Here is a 23,146-nt window from a genome sequence, read left to right as displayed (position 1 = left end):
GGATGATGGTGTAGTTTTGTAAGCATATTTATACACTTCATTGCAAACATAATCCTTACTCCTTTCCTCCGCTTATTTTCACACATTATATAACAAACTATTCAGAAAGTAAATACAATTATAACTTTATATTTTTTGACATTGTTTAATGTACTACCTTTTCCTCATATTCTTGAATATACTCTTCATATTGCATCGTAATCTCAATCTCATCTAAACCTTTTAACAATTTTTCTCTCCACATTTTTTCAATAGAAAAATGAAATTGATGCTGCGTTGTCATGATTACCTCATTTTCCAAATCAACTTCTACTATAGTCCTCGCCTCAATCGCTGCCAATTTTTCTCGCGTCTCTTTGTCCATTACAATCGGTAACATTCCATTTTTCATACAATTCATGTAGAAAATATCTGCAAATCCTCCAGCAATAATAACGCGAAATCCATAATCAGCAAGGGCCCATGGTGCATGTTCTCTCGATGATCCACAACCAAAATTTTCTCCTGTAATGAGAATACTTGCTCCTTTTCGTTCAGGGTCATTGAGCGGAAAATGTGGATTTTCTTTTCTATCCTCTTCATACCGCCATTCATCAAATAAAAATTTTCCAAACCCAGTTCGCTCGATCCTCTTTAAATATTGTTTCGGAATAATTTGATCGGTATCAATATTGTCGTTCATAAGTACAGCGACAGTACCTTTATGAGTACGAAATGGCTCCATCATAACTCTCCTTTCTCACATCGACGAAATGACCATATAATGCTGCCGCCGCAGCCATTGCAGGACTTACAAGGTGTGTTCTTGCACCTTTTCCTTGTCTCCCTTCAAAGTTGCGGTTTGAAGTAGAAGCACAATGTTCTCCTGCAGGTACTTGATCTGGGTTCATCCCAAGACACATGGAACAGCCTGGCTCCCGCCATTCAAATCCAGCTTCCTCAAATATATGATGTAGTCCCTTTTCCATCGCTAATTGTCTTACTTTTTGTGATCCTGGTACAACAAGTGCTCTTACGCCGTCTTTTACTTTCTTCCCTTTTACAATCGCAGCTGCAATCTCTAAATCCGACAGCCTTGAATTTGTACAAGAACCAATAAAGACATGTTTAATCGGGATGTCATATGCACTTTGCTTCGGTTTCAGTCCCATATAAGCAAACGCTCTTTCTTCATTTTGATCGCTTATTGCTGGTAACTGTTCATCGATACGAATCCCCATACTCGGATTTGTTCCCCACGTTACATAAGGCGCTAACTTTGATACATCAATTGAAATGTGCATATCATACACCGCATCTGAATCTGTATACAGTTCACTCCACTTTTCTACGGCACGCTCAAAGTCCTTCGGTGCGTATTTCCGACCCTTTACGTAAGCAAATGTTTTTTCATCTGGCGCAATTATCCCTGCTTTTGCTCCACCTTCAATCGCCATATTACAAAGTGTCATCCGTTCTTCCATTTCCATACTCCTAATTGTTTCTCCATAAAACTCCATCACATATCCAGTACCAACTGCTACTCCATATGTGGCAAGAATATGTAAAATGATATCTTTTGCATATACCCCTTTCGGCAATGTACCTTTTAGTTCAATTCCCATCGCCTTCGGTTTCCGTTGCCATAGCGTTTGCGTCGCTAATACATGTTCAACTTCACTTGTACCGATTCCAAAAGCTAGTGCACTAAATGCTCCATGCGTTGCTGTATGGCTATCACCGCATACAATTGTCTTTCCTGGCACCGTAAGACCAAGTTCTGGCCCAATAACATGAACAATTCCTTGTGCTTCATCTCCAATATCGGCTAACGATATATGAAATTGTTTGCAATTTGCACGCAATGTATCTAGTTGTTGCTTAGCAATATGATCTGTAATATTCCAAACGTCTTTTGTCGGAATATTATGATCCATCGTCGCAAATGTTAAATCTGGTCTCCGCACTGTACGATTTGCAAGCCGCAAGCCTTCAAAGGCTTGCGGTGAAGTAACTTCATGCACAAGATGAAGATCAATATATAATAGATCCAGTCCATTTTCATTTGTTGCTACAATATGCTTTTCCCATAGTTTATCTAGTAGTCTCTTTCCCATTATCGCCCTCTCCCAACTAGCGCTTGTTCTTCCATTTCTTGAAGGACAGCTTGTGTAAATGAAGTTGTCGTTTCTTCTCCGCCAAGATCAGCTGTATATTTCTTTGATCGAAGTACTGCTGTAATTGCCTCTTCAATTGCCCTTCCTTCCTTTATGAGCCCAAATGACTGCTCAAGCATCATCTTAACGGAACGCATCATCGCAATTGGATTCGCTTTATTTTTCCCTGCAATATCTGGCGCTGAGCCATGAATTGGTTCATAAAGCGATGGGCCATTCTCCGCATGACTTGCTGATGGAAGCATCCCGAGCGATCCTGCTAAAACAGACGCTTCATCGCTTAAAATATCGCCGAATAAATTCTCAGTGACAATCACATCAAACCTTGCTGGATTCCGAATGAATTCCATTGCTGCTGCATCAACCAACATATGTTCCAGCTCTATCTCTGGATACCGAAGAGAAACTTCTTCGGTAATTGTTCTCCACAATTTACTAGATTCGAGTACATTCGCTTTATCAATAGAAGTAACTTTTTGGCGCCGTTTACTTGCGAGCTGAAAAGCATAGGAGACAATGCGTTCAATCTCACGGCGATGATATGTCAATGTATCAGTTGCTACTTCCTCGGTCCTTTCTTTTGGAAACGAAAAATAAATCCCGCCTGTTAATTCACGAACAACAACAAAATCAATCTCTGTCGCCGTCTTTAATGGAGACAAATGTGCAATCTCCGCCTCTACTGTTACCGGACGAACATTCGCAAATACACCAAGCCCTTTTCGAAGAGCAAGTAATCCCTTTTCCGGCCTTTCTTTCACATTGTCCCATCTTTGTCCACCAACTGCTCCAAGTAAGACCGCATCGCTTGCTAAACATGCAGCCAATGTTCTTTGAGGTAATGGTTGCCCAAATAAATCGATTGCAGCTCCCCCAAATTCCTCTTCTTGTAAATAAAACTGATGACCATACAATCGTTCAATCATATGCAATATGTCTTTCGCACTTTCCATAATCTCTGGTCCAACACCGTCTCCAGCTAAACAAACAATGCGTTTTTCCAAATGATAAGCACCCCTTTTTATCTGATTTTTCTGAATCAAATAAGTAAAGGTGTTCTCTTACTTATTTGATTGTTACTTAACGAGCGTTAACAGTGCTTTTAATTTTCCAGCAGCATGAACGTATGCTCTAGCTGATGCTTCTAATACGTCTTGCGCAACACCAAACCCTGAAACTTGATGAGGCCCTTCTTTTAATTCCACATGAACATGAGCCAGTGCGTCCTGACCTTGCGTAATCGATTGAATACGATAATCAACTAACTTACATTCCATCTCTAAAATTCTTTGAATTGCATGATAAATGGCTTCGATACTACCTGCTCCAGTTGCAGCATCCTCATATTTATTACCTTTCCCATCTTGTAAAACAACCGTTGCACATTGAATATGATTGGACACAAAATGTACTTGCAACTGCTTAATATTGTACTGCTGTGTTAAAAGTGCAGCTTCTCCAAGCATAAGTGCCCGTAAATCTTCATCCGTAATTTCCTTTTTACGATCTGCTAATGCTTTGAAGGCTTCAAAAGCAGCATCTCGTTCTTTTTGTGTAAGCTCATACCCGAGTTCTTTCATTCTTTCCGTAAAGGCATGGCGTCCAGAATGTTTTCCAAGAACAAATAGATTCTGTGATTCACCAATTAATTCTGGTGCAATAATTTCATACGTTGTCACTTCTTTTAAAACGCCATCTTGATGAATGCCTGATTCATGGGCAAACGCATTTGCTCCCACTATTGCTTTATTTTTAGGTATCATCATCCCGGTTAAACGACTTACTAATGTACTCGTTGCTTTTATTTCTTTCAATATTATAGAAGACTGCGTTTTATAGTGATCTTTTCGAATATGCAAAGCGACAGCTACTTCTTCTAAAGCTGCATTCCCTGCTCTCTCCCCAATCCCATTTATCGTACCTTCTACCTGCAGTGCCCCGCCTTCAATTGCCGCTAACGAATTGGCTACCGCCATGCCAAGGTCATCATGACAATGACAAGAGAAAATTGCTTTTTCATAGGAAGGCACTGATTCTTGTAAATATTGAAAGAGAGAATAATATTCTTCTGGGTGTGTATATCCAACTGTATCTGGAATATTAATGACATCTGCTCCTGCACGAATAGCAACTTCAACAGCTTCAGCTAAAAAAGGTTGCGCTGTTCTCGTTGCATCTTCCGCTGAAAACTGTACAGTAGGAAACAAAGATTTTCCTAATATAACAGAACGGTGAATACTGTCTAATACGTCTTCTTTTGACATGCAGAGCTTATATTTCATATGAATATCACTCGTTGCTAAAAATACATGCAGTCTAGGAGAAACAGCTCGTTTTACCGCTTCATACGCTTTGCGAATATCGCTTTCTTTTGCCCTTGCTAAACTCATGACCGAAGCATTTTGAATGCTTTCTGCAATCCGTTTAACAGATTGAAAGTCTCCTTCAGATGCCGCGGCAAATCCCGCTTCCATCACATCGATTCCTAACTTTTCTAGCTGCCGAGCAATTTGTAATTTTTCTTGTTCATTTAAATTGACTCCAGGTGATTGTTCCCCATCACGAAGCGTCGTATCCATGAACAAAATCTGTTTCATATTATTTAACCCCCGTCTTTACTTTCGGTTTTACAAACGGCATCATCTCACGTAACTGCCGTCCAACTACTTCAATTTGATGCTCATTTTCCTTTGCGTTTATCGCATGAAAGTGCGGCCTTCCTGCTTGATGCTCTGCAATCCATCCTTTTGCGAATGTACCATCTTGAATTTCCTTTAACACGTCGCCCATTGCTTTTTTCGTATGTTCTGTTACGACACGCGGACCAGATACAAAGTCTCCCCACTGCGCTGTATCAGAAACAGAATATCTCATATTTTCAAGTCCACCTTCATACATAAGATCAACAATGAGCTTTAATTCATGTAAACATTCAAAATAGGCAAGTTCAGGCTGATAACCAGCATCTACTAATGTTTCAAATCCTGCTTTTACAAGTGCAGTCACTCCTCCACAAAGTACAGCTTGTTCTCCAAATAAATCCGTTTCTGTTTCTTCTTTAAATGTCGTTTCTAACACACCAGCTCTTGTAGCTCCAATTCCATCGGCATAGGATAATGCTTTTTCTGTTGCTGTTCCAGTTGCGTCTTGATATACAGCAAACAACGCTGGTACAGCTCCTCCTTCAGTAAAGGTGCGGCGCACTAAATGGCCTGGTCCTTTCGGTGCTACTAGGAATACATCTACATCTTCCGGCGGTGTTACTTGATTAAAATGAACATTAAAACCATGAGCAAATACAAGTGCATTTCCAGATTGTAAGTTTGACTCAATTTCCGCCTGATATACTTCTGGCTGTAATTCATCTGGTAGAAGAACCATCACTACATCAGCCATCGCTGCCGCTTCGGCTACAGAGTAAACGGAAAAACCATCCTCTTTTGCCTTTTCCCACGACTTTCCTTTCCGAAGACCAACTACTACATCAAAGTTGTTATCACGTAAGTTTTGTGCATGAGCGTGCCCTTGCGATCCATATCCTACAATTGCTACTTTCTTTCCCTTTAATACATTTACCATTACATCCTTTTCATAATAAACTTTTGCCATTTTCTTCTCCCCCTATATTGAAATAATTAATGAATTAACATTACTTGTTTCTCTTGTTTTTTCATACTTCTTGTAAAAGCTGTCACACCTGTTCTTGCAATTTCTTTCACCCCATACGGACGAAGCAATTCAATTAAAGCTTCTACCTTTTCCTGTGTCCCTGTTACTTGCACGACTATGGAATCCTTTCCAACATCTATTACAGTAGATCGGAACGGTTCAATTAAACTGTATAGTTCAGACCTTGATACACTTGTTGTCGCTACTTTAATGAGAACAAGTTCTCTTGCAATAATCGCTTCTTCCGTTATATCGGTGACTTTCAGTACATCAATTTGTTTATGGAGCTGTTTAATAAGCTGTTCAACTTGTTGCCTATTTTCCACATGGACAACAAATGTCATCCGTGAAACATCTGATGATTCCGTATGTCCTACGGAAATACTCTCAATATTAAAGTGCCTTCGTGTCATCACTCCTGTAATCCGGTTTAATACACCACTTTGATTTCGTACAGTTGCAGTCACGATTCTTTTCATTTCCTTTTCACCCCCTCCATTTGATGGACTCCTTTTCCTGGAGCAACCATCGGCATTACTTTTTCAGACTGCAACACTCGGCAATCAATTACGACAGGTTCATCTAATGTCATTGCCGCTTGTAATTCTTCTTTCGCTCGCAGTGGATCTTGAATTCTTATGCCTTTTATGCCATAAGCTTGTGCTAATGTCACAAAATCCGGCTGACAAGAAAGGAGCGAATGAGAATATCTTTGCTGATAAAACTCATCTTGCCACTGTCTTACCATTCCTAACGCCTCATTATTTAAAATTAACACTTTAACGGGTAAAGAATGTTCTTTTAAAACACTTAATTCTTGCAATGTCATTTGAAAACCAGCATCACCGACAATCGCAACCACTAATTCAGTTGGCTTAGCAATTTGTGCACCAATTGCTGCTGGAAGCCCAAATCCCATCGTTCCAAGTCCTCCTGATGTTACCCATTTATTCGGCTCTTTAAGTGGGTAATATTGAGCAGCCCACATTTGATGTTGACCAACATCCGTCGTAATAATCGCTGTCCCCTTTGTAATTTCATACAACATATCAATTGCTGCTTGCGGTTTCATTTTTTCTGCATCTTGTTTATAAAAAAACGGATATTGTTCTTTTCTCTTTTTTAAAAGCGTAAGCCACTCTTCATGATTCTCTTTTCGCTCTTTACGTTCTAATAGTGCTTCTAAAGCTCGCTTCGCACTTGCAACAATCGGGATAGCCGTTGGGACATTTTTACCAATCTCTGCAGGATCGATATCAATATGTGCAACAGTGGCCTTTTTCGCAAAATATGCTAAATTCCCTGTAAGCCGATCGTCAAATCTTGCACCAATATTGATAAGCAAATCACATTCATACATTGCCATGTTCGCTGTATAGGACCCATGCATCCCTCCCATTCCTAAAAACAATTCATCATCTGATGGGAATCCTCCTAATCCAAGAAGCGTATGAACGACTGGTAGACGGTACATGCGAGCAAATTTTGTCAATTCTTTTGAAGCCTTTGCATGTAGCACACCAGCACCAGCTAAAATAAGCGGTTTTTTAGCCGTAGCAATCGCTTGTGATAATTTGGTAATTTGTAATACGTTCGGTTCATAATTCGGCTGATACCCGGGTAAATCCATTTGCACATCACTGCATCGCTCCCCTTCCTCCATCACCATATTTTTAGGGAGATCAATCACAACTGGTCCCGGTCGCCCTGTTTTTGCAATATGAAATGCTTCTTTAATAATCCTGGGTAAATCCGAAGCTTTTCGGACTTGATAATTATGCTTTGTTACCGGCATGGTAAGTCCCATAATATCCGCTTCTTGGAATGCGTCACTTCCAATTAAAGTTGTAGCCACTTGCCCTGTAAAAACAACGAGCGGCAATGAATCAATCATTGCATCGGCGAGCCCAGTGATTACGTTTGTTGCTCCTGGTCCACTTGTTGCAATGACAACACCTGGATTCCCGGTAATTCGGGCATATCCTTCTGCTGCATGTATCGCACCTTGTTCATGTCTTGTTAAAATATGAGGAATCTTACAATCATACAATGCATCATATAGTGGTAAAACCGCACCGCCTGGATATCCAAAAATCACCTCAACCGCTTCCTTCTCTAGCGCTTCTAACAATAGCTCTGCACCAGTTACCATTTTTTCTTCTGTTTTTGAAGCCATCGATTGTATCCCTCCTTTTTTCTCAAATAAAAAAATCCTACGTCCACACTTCAGCTATGTGCTGAAGGGACGAAAGATTTCGTGGTACCACCCTTCTTTGCAAGAATATTTCTTGCCTCAGTGACTCTTTAAAAATGAGTCTAGCTAGTAACGGAGCTACCGTCTAAACCTAGGCAAATGCTTCAGCTTAGCACTCAAGGGCGATGTTCGTCGACATGAACCATCGGTTTCCAGCAACCACCGACTCTCTGTAAGGCTTCATTATCAACTACTCCTCCCCATCAACGCTTTATCGTCTCATGAGAATGATTAAACCGCTTTATTCTCCTCATACATTCCCTCTCTATCTTCTGCAACTATTGACGAAACTCTTGTAGCAAACGCTTTTTGATATGCGAATCCATTTTCCAAGAACCAATTGTTCATCCACTTAAATGCGCCTCCTATCTTCTATTGATTTTTTATTGCTTCCTAGTTTACTCTCCTTTTTAAATAAATCAAGGTTATTTTTTAGAAAATTTACAATCTTAAAACAAATGAACTTCTTAAAACATATTGATTTATCAACATTGTTAACGTTTACAAAAGAGCTAAAAATTTTTTTCGTCATTTTTTATCCAAAAAATATTTTTTCACAAGAAGGATTTTTGGCAAATGCTGCGAATCTATTGTATTCAATAAACGGACATTGATTTTATATATTTGGCATTTATGTATAATTTTTGAGGAGAAAGGAGGAAATCAAGCAAAAAATCTCGATGCGAAAATAACCATCATATTTTTTATGTCGTTGTCATAATCCTATGTTTAAAAAATAATTTATCAAGCGAAGGAGGAAATCAAGATGGCTTATGTACAAATTAAAGGAACAAGAGAAGAGGTCGTAAAGATGCTACAATTATTTGATTTAATGGATACAAAAGGATTTTGTAAATTCAATGATTATGTGGAAGTAGAGCCGAATGAAACGAAACATAATCACTTTACCGCTTCCATCGATTTCCAAACCAATAACAATTCTATTCAAGAGCACTTAAATGATCAATTTGTAAGTCAAATGTTAACTGGTGTATATAACGACTAATCTAGCGATATATTTCCTTGTATGTATCCCACTATTGTAGTGACAACCGATCAGTGAAAGCTTTTCATTAGCGAAGGAAAAAGCTCTATTGATAAAACTTTCACTTTATAACTTCCTACCATCTTTTTCTCAAATATATAAATATCTGGCGAGAATTTGAGCATATTAGTAAATGGTAGGAGGTGATAGATATGGCAAAAATCGGTGTTGAAAGTTCGTTAACAGATGTTCAACAAGCGTTGCAACAAAAAGGACATGAAGTCATTTCTCTACAATCTGAAAGTGATGCAAAGGAATGCGATTGTTGTGTCATTACTGGCCAAGATTCGAATGTAATGGGAATTAGCGATGTATCGACAAAAGGATCTGTCATTAAGGCAAGCGGTTTAACGACAGATGAAATTTGTCAACAAGTTGAAAGTAGAGTATAAAAGATATCATATCTACTATATGTATCCGAATGAAAAAGAGAAGTCTCCTTACATACAGGAGACTTCTCTTTTTTATATTCACCTAACGGGAAAGTAACATATACTGGATGAAAGCCCTACCTCTCTCTCATCAATACGGTTCCTCTGACCGCTCCTTGATACACTAGCATGCGTATCACCTATACATACAAAGTTTAGGGTCTGTTCACAAAAGTTGTTGGTAAAATTACCCGATCTTTCACAAACTTTTCATTTTGTATGGATAAGTAATAGTTAAGCTATACTAGCTGTAACCGAGACACGAATTAAAATTTTAACATATAACAACAAATTCGTCAACATTTTTACAGAAACAAAAAACAGGCAGTGTCATCTACCTGTTTTAAAATGGCGCTTTTTCTTTTACAACGTAAATAACAAATCCGCTTACTAGCATGCATAAGCCAACAGCAAAATTCTTAATATTAATCATAACTACCTCTCCCTTATTTCATATATCATATATATTTACATTTCAATTATATTTGTCATTTCAAACACACTTTTCCTAATATATCATAATTCCTAAAAAATGCAAAGTACTGTCTAGCGTCCATTTACAAGCTTATCCACAGTGCTCGGAACTGTATTCAGCGCCTTCTCAATTAAATGTGTCCCACTCTGTAAATGCAATACTTGCACACCACTCGATCCTACTACTAAAAAAGCAACAGGATTGATGGAGACTCCAGCTCCACTTCCTCCTCCAAACGGATATTCTTGTTTCATTTCTTTTTGTGATCCCTGTCCTGCATGCGTATGTTGTTGTTCGCGGCGAGATACTTCTCCTTTAAAATCGCTTCCACCTGCTCCAAAACCAAAAGCAACTTTCGAAACCGTTAACACTACATGTCCATCTGCTGTCGAAACAGGACTCCCTACAATCGTATTTACATCTACCATTTCTTTTAAATTTGTCATTGCTGTTTTCATTAAATTTTCAATTGGATGTTCCATCATTTCAACCAACCTTTCCTTATCATTCTTTTTTATACTCTCCAAAATAAAGAAACTCATACCAGGTTTTACAATCGAATCCAATTGCTATCCATACCTCTTTTCCCTCTCATCAAAATGAAATTTCACGCAGCATAACAACTCTACCTACAAATTTTAAAAAGTGACAAATAGCAGGATAAAAAAGAAAAATCTATACATACTACTAAAGAACCTTGCTAGGAAAGGAGCTATTATCTTGGCTGATAAATTTGATGATCATCATAGAATTGAAAATGATTATAAAGAAGAATATGCGGCAGAGGTTGCCCCTAAGCGTGTCACTTATGATCGAGACGATAGAGATGATGTAAAATCAAAAACAGCAGGATCAACGGCAGGTTTCATCGCTCTTGCTCTTGCAGTCTTATCACTTTTCACATTCCCAACACTATTTGGGCTTGTCTCCATTTTACTCGGTATTTATGCTTATAATCGTGGTGCTACTGTTACCGGTGGTATCGCTGCTATTGTTGGCGGTATTGCTGTACTTGTTTCTTTATTATTCCGCGCTGCAATTATCGGCTTATTGTTTTCACTCTTTTAACTAAAAAAGGTATCTCGCCAAGCGAGATACCTTATCCTGTGAAAACATCTTCTGATGGATAGCGAATTTTTTGTTTTGCAGGTCGTGCTAAAGAAAATACTAAGGTTAACGGTCCGATTAATCCACAAAACATAACGAACATGATGATACATTTTCCAACTGCAGATAATTTCGCAGTAATCCCCATTGTTAAGCCAACTGTTCCAAATGCTGAAATCGTTTCAAATAATAATTGAATGAAACTAAATTTTTCTGTAAGCATTAATAAAAATACTGCCACAAAAATGAGAATTTGACTAGCAACCACAATCGCTAAAGCTCTCGTTACTGTCGCCATTTTAATCGTACGTTGAAATAACACAATGTCTTCCTTTTTTCTAAAAAAGGAAATAACAGATGTAATTAAAATAACAAATGTTGTTAATTTAATCCCTCCACCTGTCGAAACACTACCTGCACCTATAAACATTAAAATCATCGTAAATAATATGGATGACTCTTCCATCCCGCCATAATCAACTGTATTAAATCCTGCGGTACGAGGTGTAATTCCTTGGAAGAAGGACGCCCATAATTTTTCATTTACAGATAATGGGCCTAATGTTTTCACATTATTATACTCTAATATAAAAATCGCAATCATACCAATTACATTCAGAGCAATCGTTCCTACAATCATAATTTTCGAATGAAGTGATAGTTTCTGAAAACTACGGCTATACCACATATCAATTAATACTGTAAATCCTAAACCACCTATAACAATTAAAGAGCAAATACCGATATTAATAATCGGATCTCCTACATATCTCATTAAATTATCTGGCCATAGTGCAAATCCTGCATTATTATAAGCTGCAATCACATGAAAAATACTGTAATACATTCCTTTACTAAACCCGAATTCCGGGATAAATCGAATAGATAGAAAAATAATTCCAATTCCTTCTATACAAATAGAAAAAATAAAAACGCGTTTCACTAATTTCACAAGACCACCAATATTTGTCTGATTAAAAGCTTCTCCAATGAGTAAACGATGACGTAAACCAATTTTTTTACCGAGTACCCATACAATTAAAATCGCAATTGTCATTAATCCAAGACCACCCGTTTGAATTAAAAACATGATGACAATTTGACCAAACATAGTAAAAGTACTTGCGGTATCTACAACTCCTAAACCAGTTACAGTCGCTGCAGAAGTTGCTGTAAAAAAAGCATCAACCCAACTAATCGATTCCTTTGTCGCAAATGGTAACTTTAATAATATACCTCCGACGACAATTAAACAAAAAAAGCCTGTTGCTAAAATTTGTGGTGGACTTAATCTGATAGAACGATTATAAACCCCTTGCTTTTTTTCTGCTTTCATATCACAAACTCCTCAATAAAATGCTTCTATCTTTCATGCTATAAGGTAGAATTTCATTATGAAAACAAATTCTTATACTCTTATAATATAGTTGAGCATAATCCTTTTTTTTATAGATTTCAACTCTTATTTTCACAAGCGCTAACGAATGGATTCTGTTTATTTTTTAAAATCCCCATACCTTTCACTTCAAGTTCACATTGAAGTCACATCTCTCTTTTATATTATAACTATCAAAGCTGTTCCTCCCTAATAACGAGACATTCCCCAATGTCTCAAACAGCTTTCTATCCCTAATTAAAATTGACATAAATTGTCCCCTTCCATGACCACCTTATTTTGACAGGGTGGTCTTTTTTTCTTTCTCATAAAGTGAAGGATGTTACGAATAACTCTCCTCCTGCCTATTTGCTTTACTTCTCGCTAATGATCCATTTTCACTTACATCACTGAAAGACAAACAAAATATTCATTTTTCAATCGGAAAGTTTTCAGAAAATATTGTCAAATAATATCATTTTTCGGTACAATTAAATTAGAACATATTTTCAAAAATAAGGAGGGATTTTATTGAAACAAACAAAAGCTATCTTAATCGCTCTATTTTTCGGTCTTATCATCGGTCTCGCTCTAAATTTATATGCTCCATCCATTTTTACACCTTTAAATCAATATGTCTTTCATCCAATCGGACAACTTTTCATCCGGCTTATTAAAATGCTTGTCGTTCCAGTTGTATTTATTTCGATTGCTCTTGGTGCCGCAGGTCTTGGCGATCCGAAACAACTTGGTAGAATCGGAATCAAAGCCATTTCTTTCTTTTTAACAACAACAGCCATTGCTATTTCACTTGCTGTTACACTCGCACTCTTTATTCAACCAGGACAAGGCGGTACATTTAAAACAGAAGGGCTTTCTTATAAAGGTGACAAAGCGGAAACATCTATTGTTGATACACTCCTCAATATCGTCCCAGATAACCCAGCGAAAGCAATGAGTGATGGAAATATGCTTCAAATTATTGCTTTTGCAGTATTAATCGGACTCGGACTTGCAATTCTTGGAAAACGAGTTCAAGGAATCCACTCATTACTTGAACAGGGTAACGAATTAATGATGTATCTTGTAAACCTCATTATGAAACTCGCTCCAATTGGAACATTTGGCTTGCTCGCTTCCTCTGTTGGACAGATGGGGCTTGCAGGCGTCGCTGCAATGTTCAAGTATATGATTGTTGTTATGCTAGCACTTGTCATACATGGCATTTTTATATATGGCGGGTTATTAAAAATATTTTCAAAAGAAAGTATCGTTCGCTTCATCAAACATTTTGCACCTGTAATGGCAATTGGATTTAGTACCTCTAGTTCTAATGCTTCTCTTCCATTTGCTATGAAAACAGCCCAAGAAAAGCTTGGCGTTTCGAAACCTGTTAGTTCATTCGTTCAACCACTCGGAGCCACAATCAATATGGATGGGACCGCTATTATGCAAGGGGTAGCCACCGTATTTATTGCACAAGTATATGGTGTTGAACTTACAATTGCTCAATTAGCTATGGTCGTATTAACTGCTGTGCTAGCTAGTATCGGAACAGCCGGCGTTCCTGGTGTCGGTCTTGTTATGTTAACGATGGTTTTAAATCAAGTTAATCTTCCGGTAGAAGGCATCGCCTTAATTATTGGGGTGGATCGTATTCTTGATATGTCTAGAACAGCTGTTAATATTTCAGGTGATGCAATCTGTGCCATGATTGTTTCAAAATCTGAAGAGAAATATATTGAAAATGACTCTGCTGCATCCTAATGAAAAAGGAGTGAATCGACTCACTCCTTTTTTGATTTACTTCCTTTTTTAGAACGGTATTCTTTTCCTTTATTATCATTTCCAACTTCAAACTCTGCACCAAATTCCTGTTGAAACTGTCCTAATTTGGGTGAACCTTGATTTTTACTACCGTGACTACCATTACGATTCGTCATTTTTCTCTCTCCTTTCTTCCATCATATTTAGTATGGCTTTTCGTAACCAATCATACTCATTTTCCACCTATAGCAGCTACGCATTTTTTCATTATTTATAGCACTTTTTTAATAAAAAATCCTTCTCAAAGCTGAGAAGGATTTGTTCTTATATAAGTTTTTTCGAAATAGCTATCATACATTCCATTTCTTCTTCAGATAAAGCTGAGAATCTTTCTTTTAAATATTGTCTTTTCGCCGATTCCATTTTAGCAACTAATTCTTTTCCTTGCTCTGTAATTTCTAAATATACAACACGCCGATCTGATGTAGAACGTGAACGTGTTACAAAACCTTTATGAATTAACTTCTCTGTTACAGCTGTAATATGACTATTCGAAACATTCAATTCATTCGCCACTCGTGAAACCATCTCTTTGTTAGCACGATTTAATATACGAAGCACAACAAACTCATTCCACGGTATGTAACCACCAAAGATCTTGCCAATATCATTACGCAACGAACGAAACATAGCAAAGACATTTGTAGATAGGTCTTCCATTAATTGTTCACGATTGTAAGACACCATTTACATCCCCTTTTATTTCATATAGTTAAATAAAAATATTATTAATAATTTTACCTTAAATCTTACCTTTTGTCATCTTATTGTCTTATAAAAATTCAGTTCTATCCATTCCATTTTAGGAAGTAATGATACAAGCTTTTCAAAGCGAAAATTGGTACAATAAAAGCATCTTAAACAAAAGAGGTGTGAATCATGAGTTTACAACAATGGGCTGATAAAGGTATGTCCTTTGATACATATGTCAACGAAATGAAAGTAAATCAAGATAAGTTATTACACATTTATAATAACTTTTTAATTCCAAACGAATTACTTCCTGTTTTAGAAGAACGTCAAAATGATAAATGGCGCGTTATCGTTTTAACGGCTGATTGGTGTGGGGATGCCCTTCTTTGTGTACCTGTTATGAAACGCATTTGTGAAGTGGCAAATATTGATATGCGCTTATTAATTCGTGATGAAAATTTAGAATTAATGGATCAATATTTAACAAACGGCACAGCGCGATCCATTCCAATTTTCATTTTCGTTGATCAAGAAGGAAATGAAAAAGCCGTATGGGGACCACGTGCTCCAAAAATACAAGAATTAATCACTTCCATGCGAGAAACATTGCCAGAAAAAGAAGATCCATCATTTGAAGAAAAACAAAAAGAAATGTATGCAAAATTCCGCGAAACATTAGCTAATGATACGTCCCTTTGGGAACATGTGATGGAGACTATGATTGAAACAATCGCGAAATAAAACAACTGCCATTCCGGCAGTTGTTTTACATAAGAAAGAAATAGAATACCGCTGCTAAAATAAAGCGATAATAAGCAAACGGTGTTAATTTTACACGTGCTAATAATTTTAAAAACGAAACAATTGCAAGCATCGCAACAATGAATGCTGTAATAAATCCACTCGCAAATAGCGGTAAATCCGCTACACTTAATACATCCCAGCTTTTTATTAAGTCTAGTCCGCTAGCAGCTACCATCATCGGTACTGCTAAAATAAATGTATATTCAGCTGCCGCTGTATGTGACACACGAGCGATCAATCCACCACTTATTGTTGATCCAGATCGTGAGAATCCTGGCCAAAGCGCTAAACATTGGAACATCCCAATAGCAAATGCTTGTTTGTATGTAATCTCATCCAATGTTCTTGCTGTACTTGGCTTCGAAAACTTCTCAGCCACAATCATTAAAATACCACCTGCAATTAAACTAATGACAACCGGACCTGGTCCGAATAAAACTTCCTTAATGGTACTATGAAACAATACGCCAAGCACCCCAGCGGGAATCATTCCGATAATAATATGTAATAAATTTAATGATGGTCCTTCTGTCACTTTTCCAATTCCCACTAACGACCATAATCGCTTCCAAAATATAACGACAACGGCTAAAATCGATCCCAACTGGATAACAACTTCAAAAACCTTTGCTCTCTCGTCGTCAAATCCAAGTAAATGACCTGTTAAAATCATATGACCCGTTGATGATACTGGTAAAAACTCTGTCAATCCTTCAACAGCACCCATGATTAATCCAATTAACCAATCAGCCACAACTTGTGCCTCCTTACTCTCAAATCTATAAATTTCCACACCTTATCATAATACCCTATACGTTTTCAAAGTGCATCTATTTTTATTTTTTCTTCGCTACCATGCACATATTTCTTTTCTATCCTTAAATTAAATTGTATGATAATAAGAGTTTATTTTATATGACAAGGAGGATTTTATGAACGAAGCGCTCTCATTCTCACAAAAAATAAAGCAATTTTTATTACTATTCCTTCCGATTTTCGTCACGCAAATGTCACTATTTGCAATGAGTTTTTTTGATACGACAATGTCAGGACATGCAAGTCCGACTGATTTAGCAGGTGTGGCAATTGGGACTAGCATTTGGATTCCCGTTAGTACTGGATTAACTGGCATTTTAATGGCTACTACCCCAATTGTTGCTCAACTCGTAGGATCGAATAAAAAAGAAGATGTTCCTCATATTATTATACAAGCCGTATATTTAGCAATTTTTGTTAGTATCCTTGTTATTATAATTGGTTTTTTCGCTGTTTCTCCCATTTTAAGCGGCATGCAATTAGAAGAATCTGTAGAACGTATTGCAGCTCAATTTCTAAGCATAATTGCAATCGGAATTATTCCTTTATTTGTTTATACTGTATTACGAGGGTTCATTGATGCACTGGGAAAAACACGAACGACGATGATTATTACATTGCTTTCTTTACCAATTAATGTTGTTTTAAATTACGTGCTTATTTTTGGACATTTCGGTTTTCCAAAATTCGGTGGTGTCGGAGCAGCTATCGCTTCCACTGCAACATATTGGTGCATTTTATTGATTACGATTATGATCATTTGTACGAAGGAACCGTTCGCATCTTTCGGTATCTTTAAACAGCTATACCGCGTTTCTTTTTCAAGTTGGAAAGAATTCCTAAAACTCGGAGTTCCAATTGGCTTTGCGATCTTTTTCGAAACAAGTATTTTCGCTGCTGTAACACTTTTAATGAGTAACTTTAGTACCACAACAATAGCTGCACATCAAGCAGCTATGAATTTTGCTTCATTATTATACATGACGCCATTGAGTCTATCTATGGCTATGACAATTGCCGTTGGATTTGAAGTTGGAGCAAAACGATATAGAAACGCCAAACAATACGGATGGATTGGAATAGGTTTCGCACTTGCCTTTGCTCTTTTCTATTCCATCCTTCTTTATTTCTTTGATGATGCGATTGCTTCTATTTATACAACAGATTTAGCTGTTCATCATTTGGCAAAAGAATTTCTTATATTCGCGATTTTATTTCAATTTTCTGACGCAATTGCAACACCAGTGCAAGGAGCGCTGCGCGGTTATAAAGATGTAAATGTTGCACTCATTATGACTTTAATCGCCTACTGGGTGATTGGACTTCCACTTGGTTACTTCTTCGCAACATATACAGATTGGGCCGCAAAAGGGTATTGGATTGGTCTTATTCTTGGACTTGCATTCGGTGCTAGCTTCCTGCTTGTACGCCTTTTCCAAGTACAACGCAAATATATTACAGAGAAAAATCGCTAAATATAGCGATTTTTCTTCAAGTTATTGAAAGGATTCATAAATTTACTTCAGTACAAGAAATTAACGTTTTATACTGTTTTATTAGTAAGAACGTTGACAACATCCGCTCTTTTCCCCATCTTATGAATCATGAAACCATGAATTTTAATATCAGACGGTATGAGCGGATGATGACGAATAATATCAATACTCTTTTCGATATTTTCACTAACATTTCCTTTTCCATTTAGCCAATCGTCAAAGGTACCACCTGAAAATTCAGGCATGCAATGTTGAAAAAGATAGTCCAGTTGCATGTTATCTTTTATAGAATCAAGCTGGCTTTGTATATTAACTGGGGCAGTCTCTTTATCTTTTATTCCTACAACAAAAATTTCTTCAACATTTTCTTGATAAATAGCAATGATAATAGATCTCATTATATCTCCATAAGGATGTACAATTATGGAACCATAGCTTTGTATTGTTAACATATTTTCTGGTTGAACATTTATTACTTGTTGTATCATACGCTCTATTCCGTCTGCAATGTCCGTTAACAATAAAACTTTTTTATTCTCTAACTGCATGTGTTGCACCCCTTCTTCATTATAATCATTCTATTTATGAAACTTTTAATTTAGCAGTTACCAGTTTTTCCATCCCACTTCTGGATCAACACTAGCAAGTCTAACCCATCCATTTTGAACTTTTTCTCGAAATGTAAAATCATTATTTAACAAACGTTCTATATATTGGCTAGGTGCTTGGATGACAATTAATAAACGAAGCGGAGAATGATATGCCTCATCATCTGATTGCATGACGGATTGCCATGGTACCCCTGATAACAAGTCGCTCGCATTCCCCTGCATAACGCCGAGACCCGCTGTTACGGTTTGTGTTGCCTTGTTTCCACTACCATAATAATGAGGAGCTACAGTTGAAGCATAATATTGTAGATTTATCCATTGAGCCACAGTTCCTGGTCCTGCAATAATGCTGGCTAAAATATCCCCACTTTCATCTTGTTTCCAATCATAATTATGAAGGAAAGCTCTTCCCTCCAAGTCACAATCCTGAGTTAATTCACGTTGCCCGATAATAAAAGATGCATTACGAGCTAATCCCCATTCCGGGCGTATCTCACTCCAATCTTCTGCAAATCTGTGTGCCTCTGCCCTCGGATTTTTCATTTTCGTTTTGAAATTAGGTAATTGAGCTAAACGCTCCCTATTTGCATTGTGACTGACTTTCGGCATAATCGCTTCGATATGATTCAATGCTTCTCGTGCAGATTCCGAAAGTTCAGGAATATAAATCCATTCTAATTCATCCACAGTTGTTTTATGCTCAGCAGCTGCGAAAACCGTATCCTCAGGGATTTTAATTCCTTCCGCAGAAAGCCCTTCTCTTACTTCTGGCAGATTGCATAAAGTAGCGAAAATTCTTGCATTGAATCCTCCTGCCGCTCCACCACAAGCACCACACTCAAGAGCTGCAGCATAAGGATTATTTGTACTTTGACTACTATGCCCACATATTACGACTAAAGGAGCGAAATTCTCTGTTAGCCCCATCATTTTTAATGTTTGACGTACATAGTTCACTTTTTCTTCTTTAGAAAAACCAATAGGTATTTCCGACTCTGTGTCATGAGCATAATCAAGCGAAAATCTTGTATCAGGTTTTCGTAACCAAGTTTTACGAAGGTTACGAATGAAACTACCTAATCTTCTTGGTACAAAGCTCCGTGCTATCATTTGTAGACCAAGAAAAGGTCCACTTAACTCAGGTAAAAGCAAGCTCGTAAGCACATTCTGTTTCATCATTTTAAAGGTATAGCTTAATGAGTGGTCTACCTTCTTACGTTGTTGGTAAGACTTAAGTTCATCTTCACTCGCAAGCTCTTTTATTCGATGTTTTGGTTTTTGCATAACCGGTAAAGAAGGATGGCTATGATGACTACCTAATTCACTCGTTGCAATCGGTAATCCAAAGAAACCTGCAATTCCAATCGTCTCGAACGGACCTGCTTTTTCAAGTTGTCGACGAAAAGGTTCTGAACGTACATCAATGCAGAATGCCATTTGAGCTAATACAAATTTTTTCTTGTTATTTACACATTGTTTAGAAAGAATCTCTTGACTTAATCGTTCTGCATGTGTTTGTTCCCAAGCTTCCCACCAAAGCTTTCTACGAAGTTTCTCATCAAAATGATGAGCAATTGATAATAATTCATTTTGTTCAGTTGCAGACATTTGAGACCATTCCTCAATTGAAAGATCCCCCCAATGGATCCAAGAAGCTAAAAGAGGAACAATCGAAACTTTTTTCTTGAGCCGATGATTTACTAAAGATAAATAAGGCTGTACAAGCGCCCACTCCATTGAAATTCGAACTGCTAAATATTCTGTTAGGAGTGCATGTTCCCGAATCGATTGTTTTGAGCGCCACAGTATGATTCCTGCCCATCCAGGTAAGGAAAGCAAATGACCTTCAAGATACGTCTGTATTTTTGACTTAGGGATTTTTAATTCGGACAAAGCTCTTACTAAAGCTGCATTTGCATCTTGTGGCCAATCTTTTAAAGCTTTACGCTGCTGTTTACTGAGTGCTGGATCATATTTAATAAGGTGGTGCCATGCACGATAGAAACCTTTCTCACGATTTGGCATTGCCCAACTTGACTGAAAGTTATCCAGATATAATTTACACCATTTGATAACATGATAATCAAGGATATTCACTAACCTTTCGCTATCTTGATTCTCTATAAGCGAACTTATTGGTTGCATTGAGAAATCTTCGGTACTTTCTGTATTTACATTATTTATTTCCGCTACTAATGTATTTAACTCTTTTGATAATAAGAGGTGAGAAGGTAACTTATCTAACTTTAAAGCTGCCTGGCAATAACGTTCTACTTTCTCTCTTGGTATATGAAAGGGTTGTGAGTCAAGCCAACGATGCAATCCCGCATGTAAAAAAGATTCATCGATCTCTCCCCTTCTCTTTGCCGAATGAATCATAGAAGCGCTAGGGTATATATCCACATCACGAATTTCTTTTAGCCAATCTGCAACTTGTTCAAAGGATTGCTTTTCAAGCCCCACCCAAGGATGACGCGCTGCAAACGTAGAGATAGGCCACAGTGGTGCTATAACTCGGCTAGCAGATTGAACGAAATCATTTATATCCTTTTCCTGAATATTCATATTTACGTCTTTCTTTTTAAAACTTTCTTTCGTTACTACAGATGATACGCTCATCACTGATTACCTCCCTGTGATACATAGTGTTTCAAGTAGTTAGGGTGACTTTCTACTGACTTTTGATTTGCCTCGCCTACTCGAACTAACCAAAGGTATAATATAGCGAATATAGTAGAGGATCGATTGCGAGCAACCAAAGCAACAATAGCGCTACCAAATAGTAAGAGACAGATAACAAAGGTAATAGCTAGAACTGGAGGTTGAACATTTTGATACACATCTGTATGCAACCACTCATAAAAAAGGGTATGAACGGTAAAGTAAATGAGCGAAAATCCAATCAAAAAAGATAAGCCAGCAATTCGACCAATTTTTCCCTCTCCGAAAACAACAAGCTGTTTCCACGAAAAGTATAATGACCACCCTAAGATTAGCGCACTCACCAATTGATATCCCTCTTTAGGAGTCATAAGCCAGAAACCAATTGCTATAAGTAAGCCTAAAATACGTCCAATCATAATCCATAAATACGATGCCTTTTCATGAGAGTGTTTCACAACCTCAAAATGGCGTACGGAAGAACCAGCTTGTAAAAACAATGTAGCTTTGAACAGACCATGTAAAATTAAATGAATAATGGCAGCTAAATAAGCACCCAATGCGCATTGAATGAGCATAAATCCCATTTGTGCAATCGTTGAACCCACTAGCTGACGTTTGTAGTCAACTTGGACTAGACTAATTCCAGTTCCTATTAATACAGAGATACTAGAGAAAATAAGTAAAATGATTTGTGCTATATCATCATGAAAAAGAGGTGAAAATCTAGTTAGCATGATACCGCCAGCATTTACTAAACCTGCATGCATAATAGCGGAAACAGGAGTTGGAGCAACAGCAGATTCAATGAGCCATCGTTGGAAAGGCCATTGGGCTGCCGGAATCATCACAGCTAATAGGATTAATAGGTTAATCCCCGCTTTCTCCCATTTTCCATATTGAGCTAAACTTTCATCCCCTAAAACGGATGTTAACTGCCACTGGCCAGTTACTTGAGAAAGCCAAATGACAGCTAATAATAGAGCCACCCAACTTATTGTAAATAAACGACCAGAAATTTTCGTTGCTTCACTTACCACTTTCCAACTGCTATTTAATCTTATGAGTAGGAGCAATCCAACAAGAGTTACTCCCCAACAAATGACCATTAAACGAAGATCATTACTTAACCATGCAATGGAAGAGGCGCCTGTAGTGAATGTGAAAAGTATAAAATATTTTCGATATGAGCGATCTCCCATTAAGTAACGTAAAGAAAAACGCTGAATGATAAAACCAATTGTAAGAACAAAGAAAGCCATTAACCAAGCTAAAGAATCTAGATGCCAAGGACCAATAACTCCATCTACATTTGTATGAATAAGTGCAAGTAAGGAAACGAATGATGGTAAAGCAGCGATGCCAATATGAATACGAACAAAATGTAAGGGGATCCTTGAATTTAAAAACAATAATCCACTTAGCAAAGAAGCACTAAGCGTAATGAACAATAATGTTAATAGTGTTGATGAATTTAGCAAAATTAACATTTAACTTACTCCCTTCCCAACGACGAACTTATACAAACTTCTGTTTCATCAAGGTAATTTTTCAGAATTTCAAATCTTCATTTCCTTCTTTTAGCGAATAGATGTTTTTTATCAATAAAAAAACCGACAACTTCCATAATTCAATGATGATATAAAATCATTGAATTATGGACATTGTCGGTTTCACTTCAACTAACTTCAGCGAAGTTTTTTGAAGAGCTCCCATTTTATAAAGG

At 37.4% G+C, this 23,146-nt stretch carries 22 protein-coding genes and 1 other annotated feature; of the genes, 6 read left to right on the top strand and 16 right to left on the bottom strand.

What is annotated here, in order from left to right; genetic code table 11:
- Positions 1 to 145: 145 nt before the first annotated feature.
- From leuD to ilvB, 7 genes are all read right to left on the bottom strand, one after another.
- Entirely contained in the window at positions 146 to 724 is a 579-nt protein-coding gene (gene leuD / locus MR059_RS00560; RefSeq protein WP_041809563.1) for a 3-isopropylmalate dehydratase small subunit, read from the bottom strand.
- The gene (gene leuC / locus MR059_RS00555; protein ID WP_011984204.1) at positions 702 to 2,096 is read right to left on the bottom strand and encodes a 3-isopropylmalate dehydratase large subunit; all 1,395 of its coding nucleotides are present in this window, start codon (positions 2,094 to 2,096) and stop codon (positions 702 to 704) included. Before leuC ends, leuD begins: the two co-directional genes overlap by 23 nt.
- Positions 2,096 to 3,160, bottom strand: coding sequence for a 3-isopropylmalate dehydrogenase (gene leuB / locus MR059_RS00550; protein WP_011984203.1), 1,065 nt, complete (start codon positions 3,158 to 3,160; stop codon positions 2,096 to 2,098). The genes leuC and leuB overlap by 1 nt, the downstream gene beginning before the upstream one ends.
- Positions 3,161 to 3,232: 72 nt before the next feature.
- On the bottom strand, positions 3,233 to 4,753 hold the full coding sequence (locus MR059_RS00545; protein WP_011984202.1) for a 2-isopropylmalate synthase: 1,521 nt from the start codon (positions 4,751 to 4,753) through the stop codon (positions 3,233 to 3,235).
- Position 4,754: 1 nt separating this feature from the next.
- Positions 4,755 to 5,765, bottom strand: a complete 1,011-nt coding sequence (gene ilvC / locus MR059_RS00540) for a ketol-acid reductoisomerase (protein WP_011984201.1) — start codon at positions 5,763 to 5,765, stop codon at positions 4,755 to 4,757.
- Positions 5,766 to 5,791: 26 nt separating this feature from the next.
- A complete protein-coding gene (ilvN, locus tag MR059_RS00535) occupies positions 5,792 to 6,304 on the bottom strand; it encodes an acetolactate synthase small subunit (RefSeq protein WP_011984200.1) in 513 nt (170 codons plus the stop codon).
- Positions 6,301 to 8,001, bottom strand: a complete 1,701-nt coding sequence (gene ilvB / locus MR059_RS00530) for an acetolactate synthase large subunit (RefSeq protein ID WP_011984199.1) — start codon at positions 7,999 to 8,001, stop codon at positions 6,301 to 6,303. Before ilvB ends, ilvN begins: the two co-directional genes overlap by 4 nt.
- Positions 8,002 to 8,063: 62 nt before the next feature.
- Positions 8,064 to 8,295: a binding site (T-box leader), on the bottom strand.
- Between the two features lie 550 nt (positions 8,296 to 8,845).
- On the opposite strand from ilvB, the gene MR059_RS00525 reads away from it, so the two are divergent.
- Together MR059_RS00525 and MR059_RS00520 are read left to right on the top strand one after the other, a co-directional pair.
- Entirely contained in the window at positions 8,846 to 9,085 is a 240-nt protein-coding gene (locus MR059_RS00525; RefSeq protein WP_011984198.1) for a DUF3911 family protein, read from the top strand.
- 191 nt (positions 9,086 to 9,276) lie between these two features.
- The gene (locus MR059_RS00520) at positions 9,277 to 9,516 is read left to right on the top strand and encodes a YkuS family protein (protein WP_011984197.1); all 240 of its coding nucleotides are present in this window, start codon (positions 9,277 to 9,279) and stop codon (positions 9,514 to 9,516) included.
- A gap of 382 nt (positions 9,517 to 9,898) precedes the next feature.
- Here the strand turns inward: MR059_RS00520 and MR059_RS00515 are convergent, their stop codons facing one another.
- Both MR059_RS00515 and ytfJ read right to left on the bottom strand, forming a co-directional pair.
- On the bottom strand, positions 9,899 to 9,988 hold the full coding sequence (locus MR059_RS00515) for a hypothetical protein (protein WP_041809560.1): 90 nt from the start codon (positions 9,986 to 9,988) through the stop codon (positions 9,899 to 9,901).
- A gap of 113 nt (positions 9,989 to 10,101) precedes the next feature.
- Entirely contained in the window at positions 10,102 to 10,572 is a 471-nt protein-coding gene (gene ytfJ / locus MR059_RS00510) for a GerW family sporulation protein (protein ID WP_041810290.1), read from the bottom strand.
- A 178-nt stretch (positions 10,573 to 10,750) separates the two neighbouring features.
- Here ytfJ and MR059_RS00505 point away from each other — a divergent pair, with 178 nt between their 5' ends.
- Entirely contained in the window at positions 10,751 to 11,098 is a 348-nt protein-coding gene (locus MR059_RS00505) for an acyl-[ACP]--phospholipid O-acyltransferase (protein ID WP_011984195.1), read from the top strand.
- Positions 11,099 to 11,129: 31 nt separating this feature from the next.
- Here the strand turns inward: MR059_RS00505 and MR059_RS00500 are convergent, their stop codons facing one another.
- Complete coding sequence (locus MR059_RS00500; protein ID WP_011984194.1) at positions 11,130 to 12,473, bottom strand: TrkH family potassium uptake protein; 1,344 nt, start codon at positions 12,471 to 12,473, stop codon at positions 11,130 to 11,132.
- A gap of 570 nt (positions 12,474 to 13,043) precedes the next feature.
- Here MR059_RS00500 and MR059_RS00495 point away from each other — a divergent pair.
- Positions 13,044 to 14,279 carry a dicarboxylate/amino acid:cation symporter gene (locus tag MR059_RS00495; protein WP_011984193.1) on the top strand — a complete coding sequence of 412 codons (1,236 nt, stop codon included), beginning with the start codon at positions 13,044 to 13,046 and terminating at the stop codon, positions 14,277 to 14,279.
- A gap of 20 nt (positions 14,280 to 14,299) precedes the next feature.
- Here MR059_RS00495 and MR059_RS00490 read toward each other — a convergent pair whose 3' ends face one another.
- Positions 14,300 to 14,455, bottom strand: coding sequence for a hypothetical protein (locus tag MR059_RS00490; RefSeq protein WP_011984192.1), 156 nt, complete (start codon positions 14,453 to 14,455; stop codon positions 14,300 to 14,302).
- A gap of 148 nt (positions 14,456 to 14,603) precedes the next feature.
- Positions 14,604 to 15,023, bottom strand: coding sequence for a MarR family winged helix-turn-helix transcriptional regulator (locus tag MR059_RS00485; protein ID WP_041810288.1), 420 nt, complete (start codon positions 15,021 to 15,023; stop codon positions 14,604 to 14,606).
- Positions 15,024 to 15,218: 195 nt separating this feature from the next.
- On the opposite strand from MR059_RS00485, the gene MR059_RS00480 reads away from it, so the two are divergent.
- A complete protein-coding gene (locus tag MR059_RS00480) occupies positions 15,219 to 15,773 on the top strand; it encodes a thioredoxin family protein (RefSeq protein ID WP_011984190.1) in 555 nt (184 codons plus the stop codon).
- Between the two features lie 25 nt (positions 15,774 to 15,798).
- Here MR059_RS00480 and uppP read toward each other — a convergent pair whose 3' ends face one another.
- Positions 15,799 to 16,590, bottom strand: a complete 792-nt coding sequence (gene uppP / locus MR059_RS00475; protein WP_011984189.1) for a bacitracin resistance undecaprenyl-diphosphatase — start codon at positions 16,588 to 16,590, stop codon at positions 15,799 to 15,801.
- A 178-nt stretch (positions 16,591 to 16,768) separates the two neighbouring features.
- Between uppP and MR059_RS00470 the strand changes: the two genes are divergently transcribed.
- Positions 16,769 to 18,127, top strand: coding sequence for an MATE family efflux transporter (locus MR059_RS00470; RefSeq protein ID WP_011984188.1), 1,359 nt, complete (start codon positions 16,769 to 16,771; stop codon positions 18,125 to 18,127).
- A gap of 68 nt (positions 18,128 to 18,195) precedes the next feature.
- On the opposite strand, the gene MR059_RS00465 is transcribed toward MR059_RS00470, so the two are convergent.
- Genes MR059_RS00465 through MR059_RS00455 form a run of 3 tightly spaced genes read right to left on the bottom strand, consistent with a single transcriptional unit; the run spans position 18,196 to position 22,910 of the window.
- Complete coding sequence (locus MR059_RS00465; RefSeq protein WP_011984187.1) at positions 18,196 to 18,696, bottom strand: carbonic anhydrase; 501 nt, start codon at positions 18,694 to 18,696, stop codon at positions 18,196 to 18,198.
- 57 nt (positions 18,697 to 18,753) lie between these two features.
- A complete protein-coding gene (locus MR059_RS00460) occupies positions 18,754 to 21,378 on the bottom strand; it encodes a DUF2309 domain-containing protein (RefSeq protein WP_048722483.1) in 2,625 nt (874 codons plus the stop codon).
- Complete coding sequence (locus MR059_RS00455; RefSeq protein WP_048722479.1) at positions 21,378 to 22,910, bottom strand: NADH dehydrogenase subunit 5; 1,533 nt, start codon at positions 22,908 to 22,910, stop codon at positions 21,378 to 21,380. The genes MR059_RS00460 and MR059_RS00455 overlap by 1 nt, the downstream gene beginning before the upstream one ends.
- Between the last annotated feature and the right edge of the window lie 236 nt (positions 22,911 to 23,146).

The organism is Bacillus cereus group sp. BfR-BA-01522 (assembly GCF_022662635.1).
GTDB lineage: Bacteria > Bacillota > Bacilli > Bacillales > Bacillaceae_G > Bacillus_A > Bacillus_A cytotoxicus.
Note: the sequence above shows the minus strand (reverse complement) of the source record. Positions and strands in the feature narration are given on the sequence as shown.

What these genes read in the sequence shown, in the direction of transcription:
- MR059_RS00515 (WP_041809560.1), bottom strand. Translation starts at nt 9,988, where the DNA reads ATGATTAATATTAAGAATTTTGCTGTTGGCTTATGCATGCTAGTAAGC.
- MR059_RS00490 (WP_011984192.1), bottom strand. Translation starts at nt 14,455, where the DNA reads ATGACGAATCGTAATGGTAGTCACGGTAGTAAAAATCAAGGTTCACCC.
- MR059_RS00525 (WP_011984198.1), top strand. Translation starts at nt 8,846, where the DNA reads ATGGCTTATGTACAAATTAAAGGAACAAGAGAAGAGGTCGTAAAGATG.
- ilvC (WP_011984201.1), bottom strand. Translation starts at nt 5,765, where the DNA reads ATGGCAAAAGTTTATTATGAAAAGGATGTAATGGTAAATGTATTAAAG.
- MR059_RS00520 (WP_011984197.1), top strand. Translation starts at nt 9,277, where the DNA reads ATGGCAAAAATCGGTGTTGAAAGTTCGTTAACAGATGTTCAACAAGCG.
- ilvN (WP_011984200.1), bottom strand. Translation starts at nt 6,304, where the DNA reads ATGAAAAGAATCGTGACTGCAACTGTACGAAATCAAAGTGGTGTATTA.
- leuD (WP_041809563.1), bottom strand. Translation starts at nt 724, where the DNA reads ATGGAGCCATTTCGTACTCATAAAGGTACTGTCGCTGTACTTATGAAC.
- MR059_RS00465 (WP_011984187.1), bottom strand. Translation starts at nt 18,696, where the DNA reads ATGCAGTTAGAGAATAAAAAAGTTTTATTGTTAACGGACATTGCAGAC.
- ytfJ (WP_041810290.1), bottom strand. Translation starts at nt 10,572, where the DNA reads ATGAGTTTCTTTATTTTGGAGAGTATAAAAAAGAATGATAAGGAAAGG.
- MR059_RS00480 (WP_011984190.1), top strand. Translation starts at nt 15,219, where the DNA reads ATGAGTTTACAACAATGGGCTGATAAAGGTATGTCCTTTGATACATAT.
- MR059_RS00500 (WP_011984194.1), bottom strand. Translation starts at nt 12,473, where the DNA reads ATGAAAGCAGAAAAAAAGCAAGGGGTTTATAATCGTTCTATCAGATTA.
- ilvB (WP_011984199.1), bottom strand. Translation starts at nt 8,001, where the DNA reads ATGGCTTCAAAAACAGAAGAAAAAATGGTAACTGGTGCAGAGCTATTG.
- MR059_RS00455 (WP_048722479.1), bottom strand. Translation starts at nt 22,910, where the DNA reads ATGTTAATTTTGCTAAATTCATCAACACTATTAACATTATTGTTCATT.
- leuC (WP_011984204.1), bottom strand. Translation starts at nt 2,096, where the DNA reads ATGGGAAAGAGACTACTAGATAAACTATGGGAAAAGCATATTGTAGCA.
- MR059_RS00460 (WP_048722483.1), bottom strand. Translation starts at nt 21,378, where the DNA reads ATGAGCGTATCATCTGTAGTAACGAAAGAAAGTTTTAAAAAGAAAGAC.
- MR059_RS00470 (WP_011984188.1), top strand. Translation starts at nt 16,769, where the DNA reads ATGAACGAAGCGCTCTCATTCTCACAAAAAATAAAGCAATTTTTATTA.
- MR059_RS00545 (WP_011984202.1), bottom strand. Translation starts at nt 4,753, where the DNA reads ATGAAACAGATTTTGTTCATGGATACGACGCTTCGTGATGGGGAACAA.